The 19627-nt window shown below is 68.9% G+C and carries 21 protein-coding genes and 1 tRNA gene; 13 read left to right on the plus strand and 9 right to left on the minus strand.

Annotation, left to right across the window (positions count from 1 at the left end; translation table 11 throughout):
• Nucleotides 1-6: 6 nt before the first annotated feature.
• From ABWI07_RS24065 to ABWI07_RS24105, 9 genes are all read left to right on the plus strand, one after another.
• Nucleotides 7-1440 (plus strand): form I ribulose bisphosphate carboxylase large subunit, encoded by a 1434-nt coding sequence (locus ABWI07_RS24065; RefSeq protein WP_149262245.1) that lies wholly within the window; start codon nt 7-9, stop codon nt 1438-1440.
• 1 nt (nt 1441) lies between these two features.
• Complete coding sequence (locus ABWI07_RS24070; protein ID WP_149262246.1) at nt 1442-1870, plus strand: ribulose bisphosphate carboxylase small subunit; 429 nt, start codon at nt 1442-1444, stop codon at nt 1868-1870.
• Complete coding sequence (gene cbbX, locus ABWI07_RS24075; RefSeq protein ID WP_235037135.1) at nt 1867-2841, plus strand: CbbX protein; 975 nt, start codon at nt 1867-1869, stop codon at nt 2839-2841. The genes ABWI07_RS24070 and cbbX overlap by 4 nt, the downstream gene beginning before the upstream one ends.
• 121 nt (nt 2842-2962) lie before the next feature.
• A complete protein-coding gene (locus ABWI07_RS24080; RefSeq protein ID WP_200842183.1) occupies nt 2963-3871 on the plus strand; it encodes a PAC2 family protein in 909 nt (302 codons plus the stop codon).
• A gap of 71 nt (nt 3872-3942) precedes the next feature.
• A complete protein-coding gene (locus tag ABWI07_RS24085; RefSeq protein ID WP_353819869.1) occupies nt 3943-4362 on the plus strand; it encodes a CBS domain-containing protein in 420 nt (139 codons plus the stop codon).
• Nucleotides 4359-4997, plus strand: a complete 639-nt coding sequence (locus ABWI07_RS24090) for a dienelactone hydrolase family protein (RefSeq protein ID WP_149262249.1) — start codon at nt 4359-4361, stop codon at nt 4995-4997. The genes ABWI07_RS24085 and ABWI07_RS24090 overlap by 4 nt, the downstream gene beginning before the upstream one ends.
• Nucleotides 4997-6106 (plus strand): geranylgeranyl reductase family protein, encoded by a 1110-nt coding sequence (locus ABWI07_RS24095; protein ID WP_353819954.1) that lies wholly within the window; start codon nt 4997-4999, stop codon nt 6104-6106. The genes ABWI07_RS24090 and ABWI07_RS24095 overlap by 1 nt, the downstream gene beginning before the upstream one ends.
• 69 nt (nt 6107-6175) lie before the next feature.
• Nucleotides 6176-6568 (plus strand): nuclear transport factor 2 family protein, encoded by a 393-nt coding sequence (locus tag ABWI07_RS24100; protein ID WP_353819870.1) that lies wholly within the window; start codon nt 6176-6178, stop codon nt 6566-6568.
• Between the two features lie 64 nt (nt 6569-6632).
• Nucleotides 6633-6707 (plus strand) — tRNA-Val (locus ABWI07_RS24105).
• 222 nt (nt 6708-6929) lie between these two features.
• Here ABWI07_RS24105 and ABWI07_RS24110 read toward each other — a convergent pair.
• Nucleotides 6930-7319: a hypothetical protein gene (locus tag ABWI07_RS24110; protein WP_353819871.1), complete on the minus strand. Its 390-nt coding sequence runs from the start codon at nt 7317-7319 to the stop codon at nt 6930-6932.
• Nucleotides 7320-7984: 665 nt separating this feature from the next.
• Between ABWI07_RS24110 and ABWI07_RS24115 the strand changes: the two genes are divergently transcribed.
• Nucleotides 7985-8338, plus strand: coding sequence for a hypothetical protein (locus ABWI07_RS24115; protein ID WP_353819872.1), 354 nt, complete (start codon nt 7985-7987; stop codon nt 8336-8338).
• Nucleotides 8339-8649: 311 nt separating this feature from the next.
• Here the strand turns inward: ABWI07_RS24115 and ABWI07_RS24120 are convergent, their stop codons facing one another.
• The 3 genes from ABWI07_RS24120 to ABWI07_RS24130 form a co-directional block, all read right to left on the minus strand.
• The gene (locus ABWI07_RS24120) at nt 8650-9891 is read right to left on the minus strand and encodes a hypothetical protein (RefSeq protein ID WP_353819873.1); all 1242 of its coding nucleotides are present in this window, start codon (nt 9889-9891) and stop codon (nt 8650-8652) included.
• A gap of 95 nt (nt 9892-9986) precedes the next feature.
• On the minus strand, nt 9987-10916 hold the full coding sequence (locus ABWI07_RS24125) for a hypothetical protein (protein ID WP_353819874.1): 930 nt from the start codon (nt 10914-10916) through the stop codon (nt 9987-9989).
• 30 nt (nt 10917-10946) lie between these two features.
• A complete protein-coding gene (locus tag ABWI07_RS24130; RefSeq protein ID WP_353819875.1) occupies nt 10947-11270 on the minus strand; it encodes a hypothetical protein in 324 nt (107 codons plus the stop codon).
• Between the two features lie 352 nt (nt 11271-11622).
• Here ABWI07_RS24130 and ABWI07_RS24135 point away from each other — a divergent pair, with 352 nt between their 5' ends.
• Nucleotides 11623-11970, plus strand: a complete 348-nt coding sequence (locus ABWI07_RS24135) for a hypothetical protein (RefSeq protein ID WP_353819876.1) — start codon at nt 11623-11625, stop codon at nt 11968-11970.
• Nucleotides 11971-12053: 83 nt separating this feature from the next.
• Here ABWI07_RS24135 and ABWI07_RS24140 read toward each other — a convergent pair whose 3' ends face one another.
• From ABWI07_RS24140 to ABWI07_RS24155, 4 genes are all read right to left on the minus strand, one after another.
• Nucleotides 12054-12638, minus strand: a complete 585-nt coding sequence (locus ABWI07_RS24140; protein ID WP_353819877.1) for a DUF1877 family protein — start codon at nt 12636-12638, stop codon at nt 12054-12056.
• Between the two features lie 40 nt (nt 12639-12678).
• Complete coding sequence (locus tag ABWI07_RS24145) at nt 12679-13752, minus strand: barstar family protein (protein ID WP_353819878.1); 1074 nt, start codon at nt 13750-13752, stop codon at nt 12679-12681.
• A gap of 62 nt (nt 13753-13814) precedes the next feature.
• Complete coding sequence (locus tag ABWI07_RS24150) at nt 13815-14501, minus strand: DUF899 domain-containing protein (RefSeq protein ID WP_149262255.1); 687 nt, start codon at nt 14499-14501, stop codon at nt 13815-13817.
• A gap of 116 nt (nt 14502-14617) precedes the next feature.
• A complete protein-coding gene (locus ABWI07_RS24155) occupies nt 14618-15997 on the minus strand; it encodes an alpha/beta hydrolase family protein (RefSeq protein ID WP_353819879.1) in 1380 nt (459 codons plus the stop codon).
• A 75-nt stretch (nt 15998-16072) separates the two neighbouring features.
• Between ABWI07_RS24155 and ABWI07_RS24160 the strand changes: the two genes are divergently transcribed.
• Nucleotides 16073-17032: an ArsR/SmtB family transcription factor gene (locus tag ABWI07_RS24160; RefSeq protein ID WP_149262257.1), complete on the plus strand. Its 960-nt coding sequence runs from the start codon at nt 16073-16075 to the stop codon at nt 17030-17032.
• Nucleotides 17033-17084: 52 nt separating this feature from the next.
• Here the strand turns inward: ABWI07_RS24160 and ABWI07_RS24165 are convergent, their stop codons facing one another.
• On the minus strand, nt 17085-18161 hold the full coding sequence (locus tag ABWI07_RS24165; protein ID WP_353819880.1) for a right-handed parallel beta-helix repeat-containing protein: 1077 nt from the start codon (nt 18159-18161) through the stop codon (nt 17085-17087).
• Nucleotides 18162-18542: 381 nt separating this feature from the next.
• On the opposite strand from ABWI07_RS24165, the gene glnII reads away from it, so the two are divergent.
• Nucleotides 18543-19556 (plus strand): glutamine synthetase, encoded by a 1014-nt coding sequence (glnII, locus tag ABWI07_RS24170; RefSeq protein WP_353819881.1) that lies wholly within the window; start codon nt 18543-18545, stop codon nt 19554-19556.
• Nucleotides 19557-19627: the final 71 nt, after the last annotated feature.

Here is a 19627-nt window from a genome sequence, read left to right on the forward strand (position 1 = left end):
GCGGCGATGAGCGCGGGCAGATGGTCGGCGGGCGTGATCCCCTACGCGGAGATGGGCTACTGGCGTCCGGACTACGAGCCGAAGGACAGCGACATCCTCGCCGCCTTCCGCATCACCCCCCAGCAGGGCGTGCCGCCGGAGGAGGCCGGTGCGGCCGTCGCGGGCGAGTCGTCCACCGCGACCTGGACGGTCGTGTGGACCGACCGGCTCACCTCCTACGAGAACTACCAGGGCAAGTGCTACAAGGTGGAGCCCGTCCCCGGGCAGGACAACCAGTTCATCGCCTACATCGCCTACGACCTCGACCTGTTCGAGGAGGGGTCGATCGCGAACCTGACGTCGTCCATCATCGGGAACGTCTTCGGGTTCAAGGCGCTGAAGGCGCTGCGCCTGGAGGACATGCGGATCCCGACCCACTACGTGAAGACGTTCCAGGGCCCGGCGCACGGCATCGTCATGGAGCGCGAGTACCTCGGCAAGTTCGGCCGCCCGCTGCTGGGCGCGACCGTCAAGCCGAAGCTCGGCCTGTCGGCCCGCAACTACGGGCGCGTCGTCTACGAGGCCCTCCGCGGCGGCCTGGACTTCACCAAGGACGATGAGAACATCAACTCCCAGCCCTTCATGCGCTGGCGCGACCGCTTCCTGTACTGCATGGAGGGCGTCAACCGGGCGCAGGCCGCGACGGGCGAGGTCAAGGGCCACTACCTCAACGTCACCGCCGCGACGATGGAGGACATGTACGAGCGCGCCGAGTTCGCCAAGGAGCTCGGCAGCGTCATCGTGATGATCGACCTCACCATCGGCTACACGGCCATCCAGTCGATGGCCAAGTGGGCGCGCAGGAACGGCGTCATCCTGCACCTGCACCGCGCGGGCCACTCCACGTACACGCGGCAGAAGACCCACGGCGTGAACTTCCGCGTCATCGCCAAGTGGATGCGCCTCGCGGGCGTCGACCACATCCACGCCGGTACGGTCGTCGGCAAGCTCGAAGGCGACCCGAACAGCGTCCGCGGCTACTACGACACCCTCCGCCTGGACAAGGTGGAGGCCGACCCGGTGAAGGGCCTGTACTTCGACCAGGAGTGGGCGTCGATGCCGGGAACGATGCCCGTCGCGTCCGGCGGCATCCACGCCGGGCAGATGCACCAGCTCCTGCACTACCTGGGCGAGGACTCCATCCTCCAGTTCGGCGGCGGGACGATCGGCCACCCGATGGGCATCGCCGCCGGGGCCGCCGCCAACCGCGTCGCGCTGGAGGCGATGATCAAGGCGCGCAACGAGGGCCGCGACTACCTCGCCGAGGGGCCCGACATCCTCCGGGCCGCCGCCAAGCACAGCCGTGAACTCGACATCGCCCTGTCCACCTGGGGCGACATCACCTTCACCTACGAGTCCACCGACACCCCCGACGCCGTCGAGACCCCCGTGAGCGTGTGACATGCGGATCACCCAAGGCACCTTCTCCTACCTGCCCGGCCTCACCGACGAGGACATCGCCAAGCAGATCGCCTACGCCCTGGACCAGGGCTGGCCCTGCTCGGTCGAGTTCACCGACGACCCCCACCCGCGCAACTCCTACTGGGAGATGTGGGGCCTGCCGATGTTCGACCTCACCGACCCGGCCGGCGTCCTGTACGAGGTCAACGAGTGCCGCAAGGCCTACCCCGGCCACTACGTCCGGCTGAACGCCTACGACGCCCGCTACGGGCGGCAGACGACGGCGCTGTCGTTCATCGTCCAGCGCCCGGCCGAGGAGCCCGGCTTCAGGCTCGACCGCGCGGAGACCTCCGACCGGCGCGTCCGCTACACGATGCATCCCTACGCCCTCGACCGTCCCGAGGGCGATCGGTACGGAGCGGGACGTTGAGCGAAAGCCCCGGCGCCGGGACGCGGCAGGGCTTCGGCATGCGGCGGAACGGCTCCCCGGTGGACCTCCAGGAGGCCCCCGCCGCGGAGCCGCTCCCCGCCGACGCCCGCGTCGACCTCGCCAAGGAGCGCGCCGACTCCCAGGTCGACTCCGTCCTCGAGGCCCTCGACGCCGAGCTCGTCGGCCTCGCCCCGGTCAAGACCCGCATCCGGGAGATCGCCGCGCTGCTGCTCGTCGACCGCGTCCGGGCCCGGTTCGGCATCGACTCGGGGCGCCCCAACCTGCACATGTGCTTCACCGGCAGCCCCGGGACGGGCAAGACGTCCGTGGCCGTCCGGCTCGCCGAGCTCCTGCACCGCCTCGGCTACATCCGCCGCGGCCACCTCGTCTCCGTCACCCGCGACGACCTCGTGGGCCAGTACGTCGGCCACACCGCGCCCAAGACCAAGGAGGTCCTGAAGCGCGCCATGGGCGGCGTCCTGTTCATCGACGAGGCGTACTACCTGTACCGGGCCGAGAACGAGCGGGACTACGGACAGGAGGCCATCGAGATCCTCCTCCAGGTCATGGAGAACCAGCGCGACGACCTGGTGGTCGTCCTCGCCGGCTACAAGGACCGCATGGACTCGTTCTTCGCGTCCAACCCGGGAATGAGCTCCCGCATCGCCCACCACATCGACTTCCCCGACTACGAGCCCGCCGAGCTGGAGGCCATCGGCCGCCTCATGATGGACCGCGAGGGCTACACCCTCGCCCCCGAGACCGAGCCGGTCTTCCGCGAGTACCTGGACCGCCGCCGGGCCCGGCCCCGCTTCGCCAACGCCCGGTCCGTCCGCAATGCGATAGAACGCGCCCGCCTGCGGCACGCCAACCGCCTCCTGGCCCATCCCGGCGAAGTGGACCGCGAGGCCCTGACGACCCTCCACCCCGAGGACTTCCTGACCAGCCGAGTCTTCAAGGAAGCCACCTGAGCCGACCGCCGGCCCGCCTTCCCCTCCGCAGCGGGACAGGTGCCGGACGCCCTGACGCCCCGGCACCTGTCCCACCCCAATGGATACTCTTGGGCTGAGGCCAGTAGAGGTGGGGGAGAAGTTGCTTAACCCTGAGGATCTGTACGAGCTCGACTCCGACGTGCCGGAGATGACGGGTCCGGTGCTTCTGCACAGCCTGGACGGCTTCGTGGACGCGGGGTCCACCGGGCAGCTCGTGCGGGAGCACCTCCTGGAGGCACTGGAGCACCGGGTCATCGCCCGCTTCGACGTCGACTCCCTGATCGACTATCGGGCGCGCCGGCCGCCGATGACCTTCGACCGCGACCACTGGGCCACCTACGAGGCGCCCGAGCTGGTCGTCCGGCTGCTGCGCGACGAGGTGGGCAGCCCGTTCCTGCTGCTGTCCGGCCCGGAGCCCGACCGGCTGTGGGAGGGCTTCACCGCGTCCGTCCTGCACCTGGTGAAGCGGCTCGGCGTCGAGCTGGTCGTCGGTTTCCACGGCATCCCGATGGGCGTCCCGCACACCCGTCCCGTCGGCACCACCTCGCACGCCACCCGGCCCGAGCTGATCACCCGCAACTCCTGGTTCGACAAGGTGCAGGTGCCCGGCAGCGTCGCGGGCCTGCTGGAGCTGCGGCTCGGCGAGGCCGGCCACGACGCCGTCGGGTTCGCCGTGCACGTCCCGCACTACCTGGCGCAGTCCGCCTACCCGGCCGCGGCGGTGGCCGCCATGGAGGCCGTCATCGCCGCGACGGGGCTGGTGCTGCCGGTCGACCGGCTCCGCGAGGCCGCCGCCGCCACCGACGCCGAGATCGCCGAGCAGGTGGACGGCAACGACGAGGTCGAGAAGGTCGTCCGGGCGCTGGAGCAGCAGTACGACGCCTTCGCGGGCGCCGCCGAGCGCGACAACCTCCTCGCCGAGTCGCAGGACATGCCGACCGCCGAGGAGCTCGGCGCGCAGTTCGAGCGCTTCCTCGCCGAGCGGGAGGGCCCTGACACACCCGCCTAGCCGGCACGAACATATTCCCGCCCGCCGCTGGGTACGCGAGCCTTCGAGGGAGCCGGGGGAGGAGGTCTCGCATGTCCCAGAGGGTGAACGAAGTGATGACGCCCGTGCCCGTGGCGGTGTCCCCGGACACGAACCTGGTCGAGGTCGGAGACCTCATGCGCCAGCACGGCATCGGCGACGTCCTGGTGGTCCACGATGGGCGGCTGCTGGGCCTGGTCACCGACCGCGACATCGTCGTCCGCGCCGTGGCGGAGCACCGCGACATGGCCCGCACGGCCGTCTCCGACGTCTGCAGCACCAACATGATCACCGTCGAGCCCGCCGCGGACGCCGAGGAGGCCGTGCGGCTGATGCGGGCGCACGCCGTCCGCCGGCTCCCGGTCGTCGACGGCGACCGCCCGATCGGCATGGTGTCCATCGGCGACCTGGCCGTCCAGCGCGACGAGCGCTCGGCCCTCGCCGACATCAGCGCGGAGCCGCCGAACATATGATCACGCTGACGCTGCCGGACGCCGAGCTGCCGGGCGATCTGGTGATCCCGGACGGCGCGCGGGGCGTCGTCCTGTTCGCGCACGGCAGCGGCAGCTCCCGGCACAGCCCCCGCAACCGCGCGGTCGCCGAAGGCCTCAACGCGGCCGGGATCGGGACGCTCCTCATCGACCTGCTCACCGAGCCCGAGGAGGAGGCCGACCGGGTGACCGCGGCCCTCCGCTTCGACATCGACCTGCTCACGCGGCGGCTCGTCGGCGCGGTCGACGGGCTCGCCGAGGGCCTCGAAGCCGCCCCGCACACGGCGGGCCTCCCCATCGGCCTGTTCGGCGCGAGCACCGGCGCGGCCGCCGCCCTCGGCGCCGCCGCGGCCCGTCCCGAGAAGATCGCCGCGGTCGTCTCCCGCGGCGGGCGTCCCGACCTGGCGGGGCCGTCCCTCCCGCAGGTCCAGGCCCCCGTACTGCTGCTCGTCGGCGGGCGCGACACCGAGGTGCTGGAACTGAACGAGCAGGCGCACCGCAGCCTCCCCGTCTCCGAGGTCCATGTGATCTCCGGCGCGACCCATCTGTTCGAGGAGCCCGGAGCGCTCGAAGAGGTCACCGCGCAGGCCGCCGACTGGTTCAATCGGTACCTGTGATGCACGACGTCATCGTGGTGGGCGCGGGCCCCGCTGGCTCGTCCGCCGCGACCCATCTCGCCCGCTCCGGCCTCGACGTCCTAGTGCTGGAGAAGACCTCGTTCCCGCGCGAGAAGGTGTGCGGTGACGGCCTGACGCCGAGGGCCGTCCAGGAGCTGAAGTCCCTCGGTGTGGTTACGACCGGCCCCGGCTGGTTCCCGACCAAAGGCGTCCGCTTACTCGGCGGGGACCGCCGCCTAGAACTCCCCTGGCCGAACGGCGGCCTAGGCCTCACCCGCACCCGGGCCGACCTGGACGAGATCCTGGCCCGCAACGCCGTCCGCGCCGGCGCGACCCTCCGAGAGAACACCAAGGTTACGGCACCGCTGACGGCGAACGGCCGTGTGCAAGGCGTCCGCACCTCCACCGGAACCCACAAGGCACGCCTGGTCATCGCCGCCGACGGAGCCTCGTCCCGCCTCTCGGTAGCGCTCGGCCTGCGTCCACGCCGCGACCGACCCATCGGCATCGCGGGCCGCCGCTACTTCCGCAGCCCCCGCCACGATGACGAGTACCTCGAGATCCAACTCGACCTGGCGCCAGCCGGATACGGCTGGATCTTCGGCATGGGCGACGGCACCTGCAACGTCGGCGTCGCGTTCCTGCGCACCGACCACCCCGACTACCACCAGCTCTGCTCCCGCTGGCTAGCCTCCCTACCCCCGTCCTGGGGCTTCACGGAGGACAACGCGGTCGGCCCCCTACGCGGCGCGGCCCTCCCCATGGGCTTCAGCCGCCGTCCCCACTACCTACCGGGCGTCCTCCTCGCGGGCGACTCCGGCGGCATGGTCAACCCGTCCAGCGGCGAGGGAATCTCCTACGCCCTGGAGGCAGGCCGCCTGGCCGCCGAAGTGATCACATCGGCCTTCCGCTCCCCGTTCCCCGAACACGTCCTGCGGAAGTACCCGGCCGCCGTCAACCGTGCCAACAGCACCCCCTTCGCCCTAGGCCGAGCCTTCACCCGCGCCCTGGAAAACCCCCACCTCATGCGCCTGGCAACCCACCAAGGCCTCGCCCACCCACCCCTGATGCGCACGGCCCTACGCCTCCTAGGCGGCCTACCCACCTGACCCTGACCGCGCAACCAAGGCACTCTGGGACGCTGGGCCGGACAGACTCGTCGACACGGGAGACACCACATGAGCGAGGCATACGACATCGTCAAGGCCCACTACGAGGCCTCGGCCCGCGGCGACCTGGCCGGCATGGTCGAGAAGTTCGCCGAGAGCGTGGCATGGACCGAGATGGCCGGTTTCCCCTACGCGGGCACCTATGTGGGCACGGAAGCCATCAAGGCCGGCGTGTTCGGCCGCCTCGCCAAGGAGTGGAAGGGCTTCCGCGCCGACCCCGACGAACTGATCGACGGCGGCGACGGAACCGTGGTAGCGATCGGCCACTACTCGGGCACCTACCGCGAGACCGGCAAGGGCATGCGCGTCCGCTTCGTCCACGTCTGGCGCGTCCAGGCCGGAGAGATCACCGACTTCGAACAGTTCACTGACACCCACCTGGTCCGCGAGGCCATGGCCTGACCTGCCCCGCCCCCCGCCGCTTCGCGATCGCCCCCAAGAACCAGGTACGCTTTCCCGGCAACGCGGGCGCGTAGCTCAGGGGTAGAGCACTCGCCTTACAAGCGAGTGGCCGCAGGTTCGAAACCTGCCGCGCCCACCAGCCAGAAGACCCCGTTTCCGATCATGGAAACGGGGTCTCGTGCCATTAGCGTGCCATTAGCCCACGATCGCGAGCGCTCCGGCCGCCCCATCGTCGTCATCCGAGTCGGCTTTGTTGATCTTGTCGTCCATCGCTCGGGACGGCCGTGCCGCGCCGGGCCGGGCATCGTGCCGCCGCCGCTCCGTCCGCCAACTGCTGGCGGTCACGGGCCACGCGCCGCCGCTAAGCCGTCCAAGTCAGCGCAAAATCACCGTCATCGAAACCGACTGCAACCCCCTCCAGGAGGCCAGGCCAAGACTGCTCGGGAGCCAGAGAGCGGACGAGGCCGGCCACATACGCCAGCATCGCGTCAGCGCCGTCTTCTGCACGCTCGTTCAAGCCAGTCAGGAATAGGTAGCGCCCCTCTGGCCACCAAGCAGGCTCAGCGGCCCAGTCGCCTGTGTCATCCTCCCGAGCGAACTCCCGACACCCGCCCACATACAGATTCCAACTGGCGCCCTCGGTCCCCGCCAACTCCACGATGCCGAACCACAGCGCCCGGACCGTGGTCACCTCCCGAGCCTGATCAACCAATGAGCGCCACCAGGCACCCAAGACCTCAGCATCGCTCATCCTTGCCCCGTCTCTATCGATCGGCCATTCTGCCTCCGGCGGGGGGCACTCCGGCTCCGGGAAGTAGGGGCGTGTCCGTGACGGTCGCCGCGGGTTGGGGTGTGGGCCTGAGCTTCCCGTCTGCCGTCGTCCCGATCGGGGATCTACCAGACCAGGGCCAGGGGGTGAAGGTCGTTCGTCCGGTGGGGCGCTCCACCTTCACCCCCTTGGCCCTGGCCCGGCGGCGCGGAGCGCGGGACGACGACAGACGGGAAGCTCAGGCGGGGGAGTGGTGTGCGTGCCATGCGGGAGGACGGCCCCGTGCCGCTTGCGTGCCAGACGGGAGCGCAGAAGCTGTGAGGCGTAGCATCTCAGAACCTTGATCAGCCTGTGTGATCTTGCCGTGCGTCCGTGCCATTAGCGTGCCATTAGGTCTGTGGGCAGAGAGCGTGCACCGTCCCGGACGGGTTGTGAACGCCCAGGTGAGCGCCGTCCAGTTGATGATCACGGCTCCTTGCAAGCGAGGAGTCGGCGGTTCGAAACCGTCCGCGCCCACCCACGTCAAGGCCATGATCCGCCCCCGCGGATCATGGCCTTCGATCTTGTGGGTGACCAGCTGAGTGACCAGCCCGGAGAACAGGAACGTTCTTCGGGCCCGGGCAGCCGGACTGAGTAGCCTGCTGCCCGTGACCACCGACGATGAGCGCGACCGTCTGGCGCAGGACTTGCTCCGCCTGAATCTCCCCGAACTGGTCGACGTTCTCCGCCGTGTGCTGCCAGCGCATGGAGAACAAGGCAGCATCACGTCCTCGGTCCTCCTGCTCGCTGAAGTCTCCCGCCCGTCAGTCGGAGAGCCATCGTCGACGCAGCCGTTGATCGAGGCCGTCGCTTGGCCCGACCGTGACTTCTACGACGGCGGCTTCGGCCCCGAGTCGGCACTGTACGAACAGGGCCACTGCCCCGACTGCGGGTTGGACGTCACTGCGACAGCCAAGCGCGCCTTCTGTCCACTCTGCGGGACCCTCTGCCAGCTCACCTAGGATTCGGGGTGAAGAAGGCGTCCATGGAGGCAGCGCCCTTTTTCATTACCGCCCGGGCCTGCAACTGGTGGACGGTCGTGGTCACGGCCGGTCAGCCACGCGACCTGAGTAATACGCACGTCCGGTCCTGGCAAGTGCGGCAGCGTCCGCCTCATACTGCGAGTTCACAGCGTCGTGCGGTGGTCAACGCCGTCAGCGCAGTGAAGGGAGGACGCCTGCCGTCCCGGACGTGTTGCCGAGGTCCAGGTCAGTGCCTCCAGGTTCCATGATCACCTCGCTGCAAGCAAGGAGTCGGCGGCTCGTGCGCTTGCTCAGCCTTCCTTGTCGCGTTCCTTCTCGTCGGCGCGTAGGCGGCGAGCTCGCTCGGCGATGCTGTCCTTTACCGAGTTGGCCCGCTCGAGGGTCTCATTGCCGCGGCTTCTGGCGGCATCGACGCCCTTTGCTCCTGTTTCCAGCGCCCTGTCCCTCACCTCCGTGGCCGCGGCCACCCATCGCCTCGCCTCCGACGACTGGCGACCTGACTCGATCCCGAGCCGCCCCTGAAAGTCATGGACGCTGGTCGCGACATGGTTGCTCGACTGGACTACGGCCGGGGACTTGGTCGGGTGCAGCAGCACCTTCGCGTTGGCCGCGCCGGCGGCCGCATTCATTCGGGCCACCAGATGCTCGGTGCACCGCGAGATGTGTTCCAGCCGGTGCTGCCGGGCGGCCTTCAGTCCGAGGCGATGCCCGTCCAACTCCTCCGGAGACGCGTCCAGCACCCGGTCGAGTTCGAGTACGGCGATCGCGTCCTGCAGTTGGAAGCAGCGAGCCAGAACAGCGAGCCACTCCCGAACCATGGACTCGGCTTCCTTGGCCGTCTCGGCGAGATCACCGATCTTGGTCTTGCGCTCCAGCTTCTCCGCGAGTGCGTCGAGTTGCCGCAGGGCGTACGCCTGGGTCTCCGCGATCGTCGCCGGCGCGGTCTGCACCTTCGACCACGTGACCTCGTCGACCCTGCCCCTCTTCTCTCGGATGGTCATGGCCTCCTCGATGACGAAGCCGACTCCGATCATGCGGGCCAGCACGGCGTCCTTCTGGGCGCGCAGCACGTCGTCGACCTTCTCGTCGATCGTGGCGAGATAGTCGGTGATCTCGTCCATGGTCTGCTGCATCGCGATCTGCGCCATGATCCCCGCAGCGCCGGCAAGGACCGCCGGGTTGGTCAGAAGTGAGCGGGGTGCCTTCACGAATTCGACGAAGCCCCTGATCTGACCCTTCTGGCCCTTCACCACACCCGTGCTGAGACCCGACTTCGAGCTTTCCCTCAGCCCGTACTTCTTGGCGAGTTGTGCCGACTCCCGAGTCAGCTTCACCCAGCGACCGGAGTTGGCGGCGATCTCCGAACCGGCCTGCGCGACCACGGCCCCCGTGCCGACGACGGACTTGAGCCGTTGCAGTCCGAGGTCCTTCGATGGCAGGCCCTCCGAGACGAGGAAGCGTTCGACCTCCGCCGCATCCCCGATGACCGCCAGTCCATCACCGTCACTGATCAGCTGAATCTCGTTGTCCATCGCCTGCTCCTGGAGGATTTGTTGACAGCGGGGTGCGCGCAGCGGTTGCCGGAGTGGAGGGGGATTGTGTTCCAGCGCCTGCTCGCCTTCGTTTATCAGTGGGACAGCATTTGAAGGACTTCCTTGAGTTGGTCGTACATGGTGTTGCCGGCCACGCCGAGGAAGAGTCCTTCACCTGCACGAATCATGACGTTAAGTGCTTGACGCGCCCGGGGGGTGCGGACGTCCCCTTGGAGTATCGCCGCTTGGAGAACGTCGGCCGCAGCCACCAGTTCGGCGGTGTAGTCCGTGAATCTTTGCAACTGCGCCTCGTTTGCGCGGATCAGAGATATGGCTTGCCTGAGCACCTCGTCGATCTCGGCTGAACTATTGTTGATGTACGTGGTCTTGTTGACGTCCCCCGTCACGGATGACTCGGTGAACGAGACGTCGCCGAAGAAGTTGAAGTGCGGGCTGTTGTCGTTCTCCGAGTCCTTCATGTCATTTCCTTTGGGGTGCCGGTCTACTTGGATCCATGCCGTTCCTCGCTCGGTCAACTCCAACTTGCGCAAGGGGAGCGGGTGGAAGCGGTCTGTGAGATGGGCCAAAGAAACAGATTCGTGGAGGGCTCGCTTCAGGGTCATAGGGCGTTTCAGGAGCCCTGCGCTCAGGGCCGCCCGGAGGGCCTGCCCGATCTCGGCCGCGCTGTAGTCGCCGTTCAAGGCATCTATGATCTCCTCTTCGGGTCTGGTGTCGCCTTCCACCAGGTAGAGGAGGTCGGAAAGGCAGGCCGCCATGCGCTCAATGCTTCGCTTGAATTGAGTCCTTCTGGGGCGGCGTTCGAACGCTTCGTCCGGCGCATACGGGCGGAGTTCGCCGTGGGGGGTCGTAAATACCAGCCTCCCGTCCTTCCTGCGGGCCACGAAAAGAACGCAATGGTATCTCTTCCTGGGCTTACCTTCGGGGAAGTAGAATGGTTGGCGATAGAAGTTGCGCTGATCGCCCCATGTCGATTCGTATTGGCGTCTCCGCTCCTTCTCCTTCATTTCATGTTCCTTGAGCGCTTCGGCTCTTCTTTAGCTGTGCTCTTCGAGGGCCAGGCGATGGTCCTCCAAAGAGTGAATGCAGTCACCGGCCACGATCGCTTCGGCTCGCACCTTTTCGCGATTTCCTTGATGGCGGAACAGTCTGTTCGGAGCAGGAAAGCGTGCGGCCACCTCGGCGCCTGCCTGCAATAGATTTTCGCCCGCGGCCTCCCATGCGAGCGCTATGCCGACAACGAGGCCGAACAACAGCGAGTAGTCATGGAACAAGGGGCCCAGAATTATCGCCGTCAGGATGGTCGCAGCGAAGCCGAATATGCCCTTGGTCAAGAAGTGACTGGCCGGCGTTTCGGCCATGACATGGGCTACTATAATTCGCGGATCCAGTCTGAGGTCGTTTTTCTGGTAACGCACCGAAACAGCTTCGCCGACCGCGGGTGCGCAGGTCGCCGGAAGGCGCATACCGGCCGCGACCGCTTTCGGCCAGTTCTTATGTAGTTGGGAGTGCCGCCGAATTGGGCTGGTCGGAGCGAGGGGCCGCCGGCGCTCGGGCGGCTGTCCCCCCGGGGCGTGGGTGCCGGTCGCCGGACGGGTCGTCGGGCCGCGCTTCATACCGCCTCCGCCCTGCCCGCCAGGTGTCACTGGGGCCGCGCTGTTTCTCAGTGCTTTAGTGTTCAGACAAGCCAGCAGCCGAAGCGTGGAGTCGTCGGTGTCCGATGAGCATGCCGTCTTCTTGAACTTCGCCCTGAGCGGCGACGGCTTCGGTGAGGAGGCGGAGCGGGAAGCCGTCTACGCCCTCGAAGACCATCTTGAAGCCGTCCTTGAGGCGGCTGGAAGCGGTGAGGTCGACGGCCACGAGTTCGGCGCCGGGGCTGCGAGGATCTACCTTTACGGGCCGGACGCCGATGCCCTGTTCAGGAGCGTTGAGCCGTTGCTTCGAAGGGCCGGCCTCCCGCCGACCGACGCCGTGCTTCGCTTCGGGTCCGTTGACGATGAAGACTGCCGCGTCGAGGTCGTCCGATTCGGAGAGGAAGACGGCTCCCACGAGGGTCTCTGACTCCCCGGGTGGTCCAGCAGAGGCGCTCTGCCGCTGGGTGGCGGCGCATCCCGTCCTTCATTTCGGACACGATGGCAGGCCAGTTAGGCGATTTCCTTGATTACTGCGTTGCCTGCGGTAGCGGCGCGGGCGTAGAAGTCGCGGACGGTGTCGAAGGCCTTTGCCAGGACGCCTTGTTGCACCATGTCGCCGTCCTCGCCGCTTGGGAGGCGGCCCCAGCCTTCGAAGGAGTAGGGCTGGAGTTCCTTCAGGTGCGCGTGGCGTTCACGGATCAGGGTGTCGCGGTCTAGGTCGCATAGGAAGGCGTCTACCGCTCGTACCCGGTCGGGGCGTAGGAGGCGCGGGACGTGTAGGAGGGAGCCTTTCCCGGGTTCGTTCATGACCAGGCCGCCCATCACCACGTCGCATGCGGGTGGGGCCCCTGAGGCTTGCTCGTAATCCTCGTTCGGGTGGCCGGTCAGCAGGACGTGCAGGGCGTCCCAAGCCCTGTGGGTGTCCACCGCCTCGAGCTTCCTCAAGGAGCCGGACGGGTCGTATCCGAGGCCGACGGGCAGGTCCTCCCAGACGTTGAACAGCCGCTCGAGGCCCGCGTGCAGGCCGTGCGGATGATCTAGCACAGCCGCGACCTCGGCACCGTCGTACCTGGTCAGCCACATCCATTTGCCCATGGTCCTCAGGTCTCACACGCGGAAGCACAGGAGGTCCGCATCATGCCAGGGTGACGCTCATCCCACGCTCGGCCAGGACATCGAGGACTACCGAGAAGAGGCTGTACTCCTCGCCCTCAGGACTCAGGGTGCGGGACAGATGCTCCCGGGCGGTCGCAGCGTCGCGCCAGAGCAGGGTCGAGGGGGCGGTGTAGCCGAAGCCGCCGTACAGGCAGTCGGCCAGGGCGGGCAGGCAACCGCCGAAGTAGCCGCCCGGGCCGTTCACGGCCTCGCCGAGCGCGAGGTAGAGGCCGGGTTCGTCGGTGACGTGCCGACCGTCGAGTTCGTAGGTGTGGCCGGCCGGCCGGGCACGATGGGTGATCTGGCAGCCGCGTTGGCGGACGAGGGTGAGCCAGTCTCCTCGGGGCCCGGTGTCGAGGCCGGTCCAGGCGCCCTTGGAGGCCGGCGGGCCGGTGAACCATTGGTCCCAGAGGGGCCGGGCGCGTTCGTGCACGGGCGTGAAGGTCCCTTCGGCGAGATGGAGGTCGATCAGGCCGGATCCGGGGAACGAGGGCGCCCAGGCACTGATCTTGGGCCACAGCACTTCTTTGAGGAGTAGGGCTCCGTGGTCAGCCCTTACCTCCAGGGTGGCCTCTCCCAGGTTCAGTGCTCGGCGGGTGCCCGTCGCCAGCGCCGTCAGAAGCCGGTCGCTTGGAACGAGGCGCCGCAGGACGAGCGCGGGCACCTCCTCGGCGGGCAGGATCCGGGTGAATTCTCGGCAGGAGCCCAGCCAGCGGTGACCGTTGTGTACTCGGACCGGGCCTCTGTATCCCTCGGGTGGGCCTTCGAATTCGTCCAGGCCCCTCATCACGAGGCTGTCGGCTCCCCGACACCGCCCTAGGTTCTCCACGTCATCCAGGCGCCAGGGGTCAAGCGCCTTGTCGTCGGGCACCAGCCACACCCCGTTGCCAGGCCGGTCTGGAATCTCAGCGCATTCCGGGATCCAGCCGAAGAGTTCGTAAGTCCCGCGTTGGTGGTTTCCGAAGAAACCCTCCACCGTCGGGCATGCTCCCCACACGTGGCCGTTCTCGTCGGTCAGCGTGTACCGCCCGCGATGGTCGCCGTTCTCATGCACGGTGGGAAGCATGCCCGGCCTCGCGCTTCACGTCGAAGCCTTTTCCAGGAGGCCGCGGCGTGTCAGGCGTCCTGGCCGTAGTTGGCTGCTATTTCTTCGGAGCCTGCCCAGCGGGTGTAGGTGGGGGACTGGGGCCAGCCTTCGGGGGCGTCCTGCCATTCTTCCTGGCGGCCGTAGGGGAGCAGGTCGATCAGGGGGAAGGTGTGGCTGAGCTGCTCGGTGCCCCGGCCGTTGGTGTGCCAGGTGCGGTAGACGGTGTCGCCGTCGCGTAGGAAGACGTTGACCGCGAAGCCGCCGCCGGGAGGGGCGCCCACGTCGGTGCCGAACGAGCTGTTCGCGGTGGAGTACCAGGTCATCTTGTTGCCGACGCGCTTCTTGTAGGCGAGGGCCTCGTCGATCGGGCCCTGGGTGACGATGACGAAGCGCGCGTCGTAGGCGTCCAGGAACTCCAAGCGGGTGAACTGGGACGTGAAGCCTGTGCAGCCCGGGCACTGCCACTTCTCGCCAGGGAACCACATGTGGTTGTAGACGATCAGCTGGGACCTCCCGTCGAAGATCTCGGCCAGGCTGACCGGGCCCTCTTCGCCTTCCAGGGTGTACTCGGGCATCTCGACCATCGGCAGGCGGCGGCGCTGGGCGGCGATCGCGTCGAGTTCGCGGGTCGCGGCCTTCTCGCGGGCGCGCAGGTCGTCGAGCTGGCGACGCCAGGTCTCGGCGTCGACGACGGGTGGCAGGGCCTTGGCGGTCATCGCTCCTCCAGGGTTGCGGCAGGGTCTGTACGTGTGGACTCCGCTCGACCGCCGAACTCATCGCACAGAGGCCATGGTTCGCCCCCGCGGACCATGGCCTCTGTGGATGGTGCCTCTTACGGGCGCAGGTAGCGGCCCGGGTGGTGGTAGGTGAAGGACGGGGTCGTGGGGTGCATGCCGGGCTCGGGGTCCATGTCGAACACCGTCTGGTAGTCAGGCGCAAGCGACCCCGCGAAGCGGTTGAGGGTCGCCGGTCGCGTGTCCGGCCAGCGGTGGGTGTTCATCCGGGTGAGCAGCGTCCGCAGCGTGGCGATCTCTTCGGAGGCGGTGAAGGAGCAGTGGTAGCCGCGGTCGACGTAGAGCTGCCTCAGGTTCGCCGGGTTGCGCACGTGTTCGGCGTACCACCGCTGGTTCTCCGGCGGGACGTTGCCGTCGCCCGTCGAGTGCAGAGTGACGACCGGCGAGGGCGTCCGGCCGGTGGGGGTGCCGTACCGGTCGAGGTAGCGGACGGCGGCGGGGTCCGCCTTGACGCGCGGTGCCGCGTTCAGGCGGGCGAGGTCGTCGCGCAGGCTCAGGCCGGCCTCGCGGTAGGCGCGCTTGACCAGGGCCTTCTGGCTGGAGCGGGCGAGGAGCGCCCGGTAGTTCACACCGGTGTTCCAGGACGGGTTGCCGCCCGCGCGCTTCTCGATGTCGGCGCGGTTGGCGCCCCAGAAGGCGCCGCGGTCGTAGGCGGCGTAGTAGACCTGCTGCTCCACCTGGCCGGCGACCGTGTCCGGCGCCGGTGCCCGCGAGGTGTAGCGGCCGGGGATGTCCGCGAGGGCGGCGGCGAGGGCGAGGCGGGCGCGGCCGCCGGGGTCGCCCAGGGCGGTCCCGAGCGCGCGCCGGGCGCTGGATGTGTTGGCCTGCGGGTCCTTGATGCGCACCAGCTCCAGGTCGGGCGCCAGGAGCGTCTTGACCGCGAAGTTGGTGTCGAGGGCGCTGTTGAAGTGGCCCGTCGTGCCGCCGAGCACTCCGCAGAGGGAGGCGACGCCGGCGAAGCGGCCGGGGTTGCGTTCCGCCAGGAGCACCGAGGTCAGGCCGCCGGCGGACGAGCCCGCCGACACGGTGCGCCGGGGCTTTCCGACGTTCGCGGTGAACCAGTCGAGCAGGTCGATCTGGTCCTTCAGCCCGGACTCGACCACCCCCCAGCCCTGCGCGACGCGGAACTGCGAGGCCGCGAGCGCGTACCCGTGGTCGAGCAGCCACTGCCGGGTGGCCGGGTGGTTCGTCAGCGAGATCTCCGAGGGCGCCGGGAACTCCAGGCTGTACGCGCCGTGGCTCCACAGCAGCAGTGTCCCGTTCCAGCGGGCGGGGACCTCGACGCGGTAGGGGACCCCGTTGATGTCGCCCTCGCGGACGCTCGTGCCGTCGTCGGCGCGGACGGGGAGGGCGACCGCGGCCACGGCGGCGAACACCATCAGCGGAACGGCACGGCAGAACAGGCGGAGTCGATTCATGCCCGCACCTTCCAGCACGTTCCGCGCCGGGTGCAATGATTTCAGAAATAGGTTAAATGTCGTATTCTCCGACCCATGCTCCGGCTCTGGCTCGACTATGAGGACCTCACCCGGATTCGCATCACCCCCGGCCTCTCGCCGATCGCCCAGACCGTTCTCGGGGCCCAGGCCCTGCGCGCCGTCGGGCCGGAGCCGATTCCCGGCGGCTGGCGGTCGCGGACGCGCGCCGGGCTCACCGGCCCGTCCCGCCTGCTGCTCGACCTGGTGCCGCCCGGACGCTGGTTCCCCGACTTCCTGACGCCGTACACGGTGGTGCCGGGGTTCGAATCGGAGCTGGACGCCGTCGCCTCGACGCCCGTCCGGCGGATCCGCGACGAGCTGGAGCGCTCGCACGGCCCGCGGCCGCCGGCCTCGTGGCTGCCCCGCCTCGCCGGCGGGGACGGAGAGACCATGCGGGCGCTGGTCCGCGGGCTCCGCGACTTCCACAGCGCCGCGCTGGCCGACTCGTGGTCCGACCTCAGCGACCACCTGTGCGCCGAGGCGTCCCGGCACGCCCGGACGATGGCCCGCGACGGGATCGGCGGCCTGCTCGGGAGCCTGCATCCCGCCATCCGCTGGACGGCCCCGGTGCTTGAGGTCGAGACGTTGCGCGACGGGGACGTCCGCCTCGGCGGGCGCGGGCTCCTGCTCATCCCCTCGGTGTTCGTGACCGGGCCGCGCGTCATGGTCGCCGGCGCCGGCCCCGCGACCGTGGTGGTCCCCTCGTCCCGGCCGCTCACCGGAACGGGCGACACCCTGCCGCAGGTGTTCGGGCGGACCAGGGCCGCCGTGATCCGGCTGGTGGGCGCGGACGGGGAGCTCACGACCGGGACGCTGGCGGCCCGGCTCGGGGTCAGCGCGGCGTCCGCCTCCCAGCACGCCACCGCCCTGCGCGGCGCCGGGCTCCTCACCAGCGAGCGCCGGGGCAAGACGGTGCACCACGCGCTGACGCCGCTCGGGGAGCGGTTCCTGCGCGGCGGAGGCCCGCCGGAGTGAGAGGACCCCGCTCCCGGGTACGGGAGCGGGGTCCTGCCAGTGGCGTCTCCGCTCAGTGGTGGTGCCTGCAGAGGTGGCGCGGGTCCGAGGTCCGGCACTTGTTGTCGCGGAAGCGGTTGGTCCTGCTGCCGCTCCTGTCGACCAGGTCGAACGGAGCGTTCCGCAGGGCGACGTTGTCCTCGATCAGGTTGTACCGGGCAGGGCGGGCGTGGCCGTTCCTCTGGGGCTCGCCCGGAAGGAGGACGATCCCGCCGGACGAGGGCAGCGCCCCGCGGTTGCCCTTCACGACGTTCTTGGCGATCGTGTTGTGCTCACCGCCGATGAGCAGGATGCCCGTGCCGCCGAGCGCGGGGACGTCCTCGTGCGCTTCGCAGGTCCGGTTGTTCTTGACGACCTTGTTCTTCCAGACCGCGTTGTGGCCCTGGCCGCCCACCTGGCCGTCGTCCACCAGGGCGATGCCGACGCAGTTGCCGGCGACCTCGTTGTCGCGGACCACGACGTGGTGGGCGTGACGGACGAGGACGCCGAGGGTGTTGCCGAGGCTGTGGTTGCCGGCGACGACGGTCCCGCGCGCGTCGGGGGTGTCGCCGACGTACAGGCCGGCGTCCTCGCGGTTGTCGATGGTCCAGTTCCAGAGGAACCGGCCGCGCGTGGAGCGGAACTCGGTGATGCCGTACTCACCGTTGTTCTTGGCCAGGACGGCCAGGACGCTGAGGCGGTCGGTGTGCATGCCGTAGACGCCGGTGTTCTTGAAACCCCACACGGTCAGGTTCCGGATCGTCACGCCGTGGACCTTGTGCCGCGGCGTGCCGACCACGCAGATCCCCATGCCGGGCGCCTTGGCCTTCGCGCAGTGGTCGTGGCGGCCCGGGCGCAGGATGGTCCGGTTCCCCTCGCCGCGGATGGTGAGGCGCTTGCGGACGAGGACGCCGCCCTCGTAGCGGCCCGCCTTGAGCAGGATGGTGTCGCCGGGCCGGGCGTGGTCGACCGCCCGCTGGATCGAATGGCCGGGCTTCACCACGTGGACGTGGTGCCTGCCGCCGTCGGCCGCCTGGCTCGCCGGCGCCATGGAGGCGAACCCCGTCACTGCGACGGCCGTGCCCACTGAGGCCGCGAATACTCGCTTCATTCTCTTCCCCCGTTCTACGGCTCCTTGATCGGGACCTTTGCTACGGATCCTCGCTCATCATGAACCGAACTGATCATGCGGCCGGTGTGGAGGAGTTAAAGAAACATGCGAGGGTTCAGCCTGGGCGGGAGATAAGTTTTAGTAAATGGTGGAAAATTGCCTTATTGTCGTGTATCGGATGCTTGGGGGCGCTTCGGTGGGGTGTGTGGGGCGTTCTGGGACGCCCGGGCCGACGTGCGGGCACGTCGTGTGAGGAACGTCTCAGCAGGTCGCGTTGCGTGTTACATGCCGTTCACAAAAGGGCAACAGGTGCGAAATGCCCAGTTGGCACGTTCTGTGAGGCCGAACCCGCAAGGCCCGGCAGCGACGAAGGGACCGACGTTGAGCTACAAGGCCGAGTACATCTGGATCGACGGCACCGAGCCGACCGCCCGGCTGCGGTCGAAGACGAGGATCCTCGCCGACGGGGCCGACCTGCCGGACTGGGGGTTCGACGGGTCCAGCACGAACCAGGCGCCAGGCGACCACTCGGACTGCGTGCTGAAGCCGGTCTTCTCCTGCCCCGACCCGATCAGGGGCGGGGACAACAAGCTGGTGCTGTGCGAGGTCTACCTCGTCGACGGCACGCCCCACGAGACCAACACCCGGGCCAAGCTGCGGCCCGTGGCCGAGCAGTACGCGGCCCAGGACTCCTGGTACGGCATCGAGCAGGAGTACACCTTCTACAAGGACGGCCGCCCGCTCGGCTTCCCGGAGCGCGGCTACCCGGCCCCGCAGGGCTTCTACTACTGCGGCGTGGGCGCGGACGAGGTGTTCGGCCGCGACATCGTCGAGGAGCACCTGGACGCCTGCCTGGCCGCGGGCCTGAAGATCTCCGGCATCAACGCCGAGGTCATGCCCGGCCAGTGGGAGTTCCAGATCGGCCCGGCGGGCACGCTCGAGGTCGGCGACCACCTGTGGGTCGCCCGGTGGCTGCTCTACCGCATCGCCGAGAACCACGACGTGTCCGCGACGCTCGACCCGAAGCCGGTCGAGGGCGACTGGAACGGCGCCGGCGCGCACACCAACTTCTCCACCAAGGCCATGCGCGAGGGCTACGACGCGATCATCGCGGCGTGCGAGGCGCTCGCCGAGAAGGCGCAGGAGCACGTCGCCGGGTACGGCGCCGACATCGAGCGGCGGCTGACCGGCATGCACGAGACGGCCCCGTGGAGCGAGTTCAGCTACGGCGTGTCGAACCGCGGCGCCTCGGTGCGCATCCCGTGGCAGGTCGAGGTGGACAAGAAGGGCTACATCGAGGACCGCCGTCCGAACGCCAACGTCGACCCGTACGTGGTGGCCCGCCTGATCACGGGCACCTGCTGCGCGGCGCTGGAGAAGGCCGGCCTGGTCTGACGGGCCCGCGGGTTCGGCCTGCCGGAACGGACTGAACGGGCCTGGTCCGAGCGGCTTCGGAGCCCCGGGGA

The organism is Actinomadura sp. NPDC000600, from assembly GCF_040492135.1.
Taxonomy (GTDB): Bacteria; Actinomycetota; Actinomycetes; order Streptosporangiales; family Streptosporangiaceae; genus Spirillospora.

What these genes read in the sequence shown, in the direction of transcription:
- ABWI07_RS24065 (WP_149262245.1), top strand. Translation starts at nt 7, where the DNA reads ATGAGCGCGGGCAGATGGTCGGCGGGCGTGATCCCCTACGCGGAGATG.
- ABWI07_RS24070 (WP_149262246.1), top strand. Translation starts at nt 1,442, where the DNA reads ATGCGGATCACCCAAGGCACCTTCTCCTACCTGCCCGGCCTCACCGAC.
- ABWI07_RS24085 (WP_353819869.1), top strand. Translation starts at nt 3,943, where the DNA reads ATGTCCCAGAGGGTGAACGAAGTGATGACGCCCGTGCCCGTGGCGGTG.
- ABWI07_RS24090 (WP_149262249.1), top strand. Translation starts at nt 4,359, where the DNA reads ATGATCACGCTGACGCTGCCGGACGCCGAGCTGCCGGGCGATCTGGTG.
- ABWI07_RS24095 (WP_353819954.1), top strand. Translation starts at nt 4,997, where the DNA reads ATGCACGACGTCATCGTGGTGGGCGCGGGCCCCGCTGGCTCGTCCGCC.
- ABWI07_RS24100 (WP_353819870.1), top strand. Translation starts at nt 6,176, where the DNA reads ATGAGCGAGGCATACGACATCGTCAAGGCCCACTACGAGGCCTCGGCC.
- ABWI07_RS24110 (WP_353819871.1), bottom strand. Translation starts at nt 7,319, where the DNA reads ATGAGCGATGCTGAGGTCTTGGGTGCCTGGTGGCGCTCATTGGTTGAT.
- ABWI07_RS24120 (WP_353819873.1), bottom strand. Translation starts at nt 9,891, where the DNA reads ATGGACAACGAGATTCAGCTGATCAGTGACGGTGATGGACTGGCGGTC.
- ABWI07_RS24125 (WP_353819874.1), bottom strand. Translation starts at nt 10,916, where the DNA reads ATGAAGGAGAAGGAGCGGAGACGCCAATACGAATCGACATGGGGCGAT.
- ABWI07_RS24130 (WP_353819875.1), bottom strand. Translation starts at nt 11,270, where the DNA reads ATGGCCGAAACGCCGGCCAGTCACTTCTTGACCAAGGGCATATTCGGC.
- ABWI07_RS24140 (WP_353819877.1), bottom strand. Translation starts at nt 12,638, where the DNA reads ATGGGCAAATGGATGTGGCTGACCAGGTACGACGGTGCCGAGGTCGCG.
- ABWI07_RS24150 (WP_149262255.1), bottom strand. Translation starts at nt 14,501, where the DNA reads ATGACCGCCAAGGCCCTGCCACCCGTCGTCGACGCCGAGACCTGGCGT.
- ABWI07_RS24155 (WP_353819879.1), bottom strand. Translation starts at nt 15,997, where the DNA reads ATGAATCGACTCCGCCTGTTCTGCCGTGCCGTTCCGCTGATGGTGTTC.
- ABWI07_RS24160 (WP_149262257.1), top strand. Translation starts at nt 16,073, where the DNA reads ATGCTCCGGCTCTGGCTCGACTATGAGGACCTCACCCGGATTCGCATC.
- ABWI07_RS24165 (WP_353819880.1), bottom strand. Translation starts at nt 18,161, where the DNA reads ATGAAGCGAGTATTCGCGGCCTCAGTGGGCACGGCCGTCGCAGTGACG.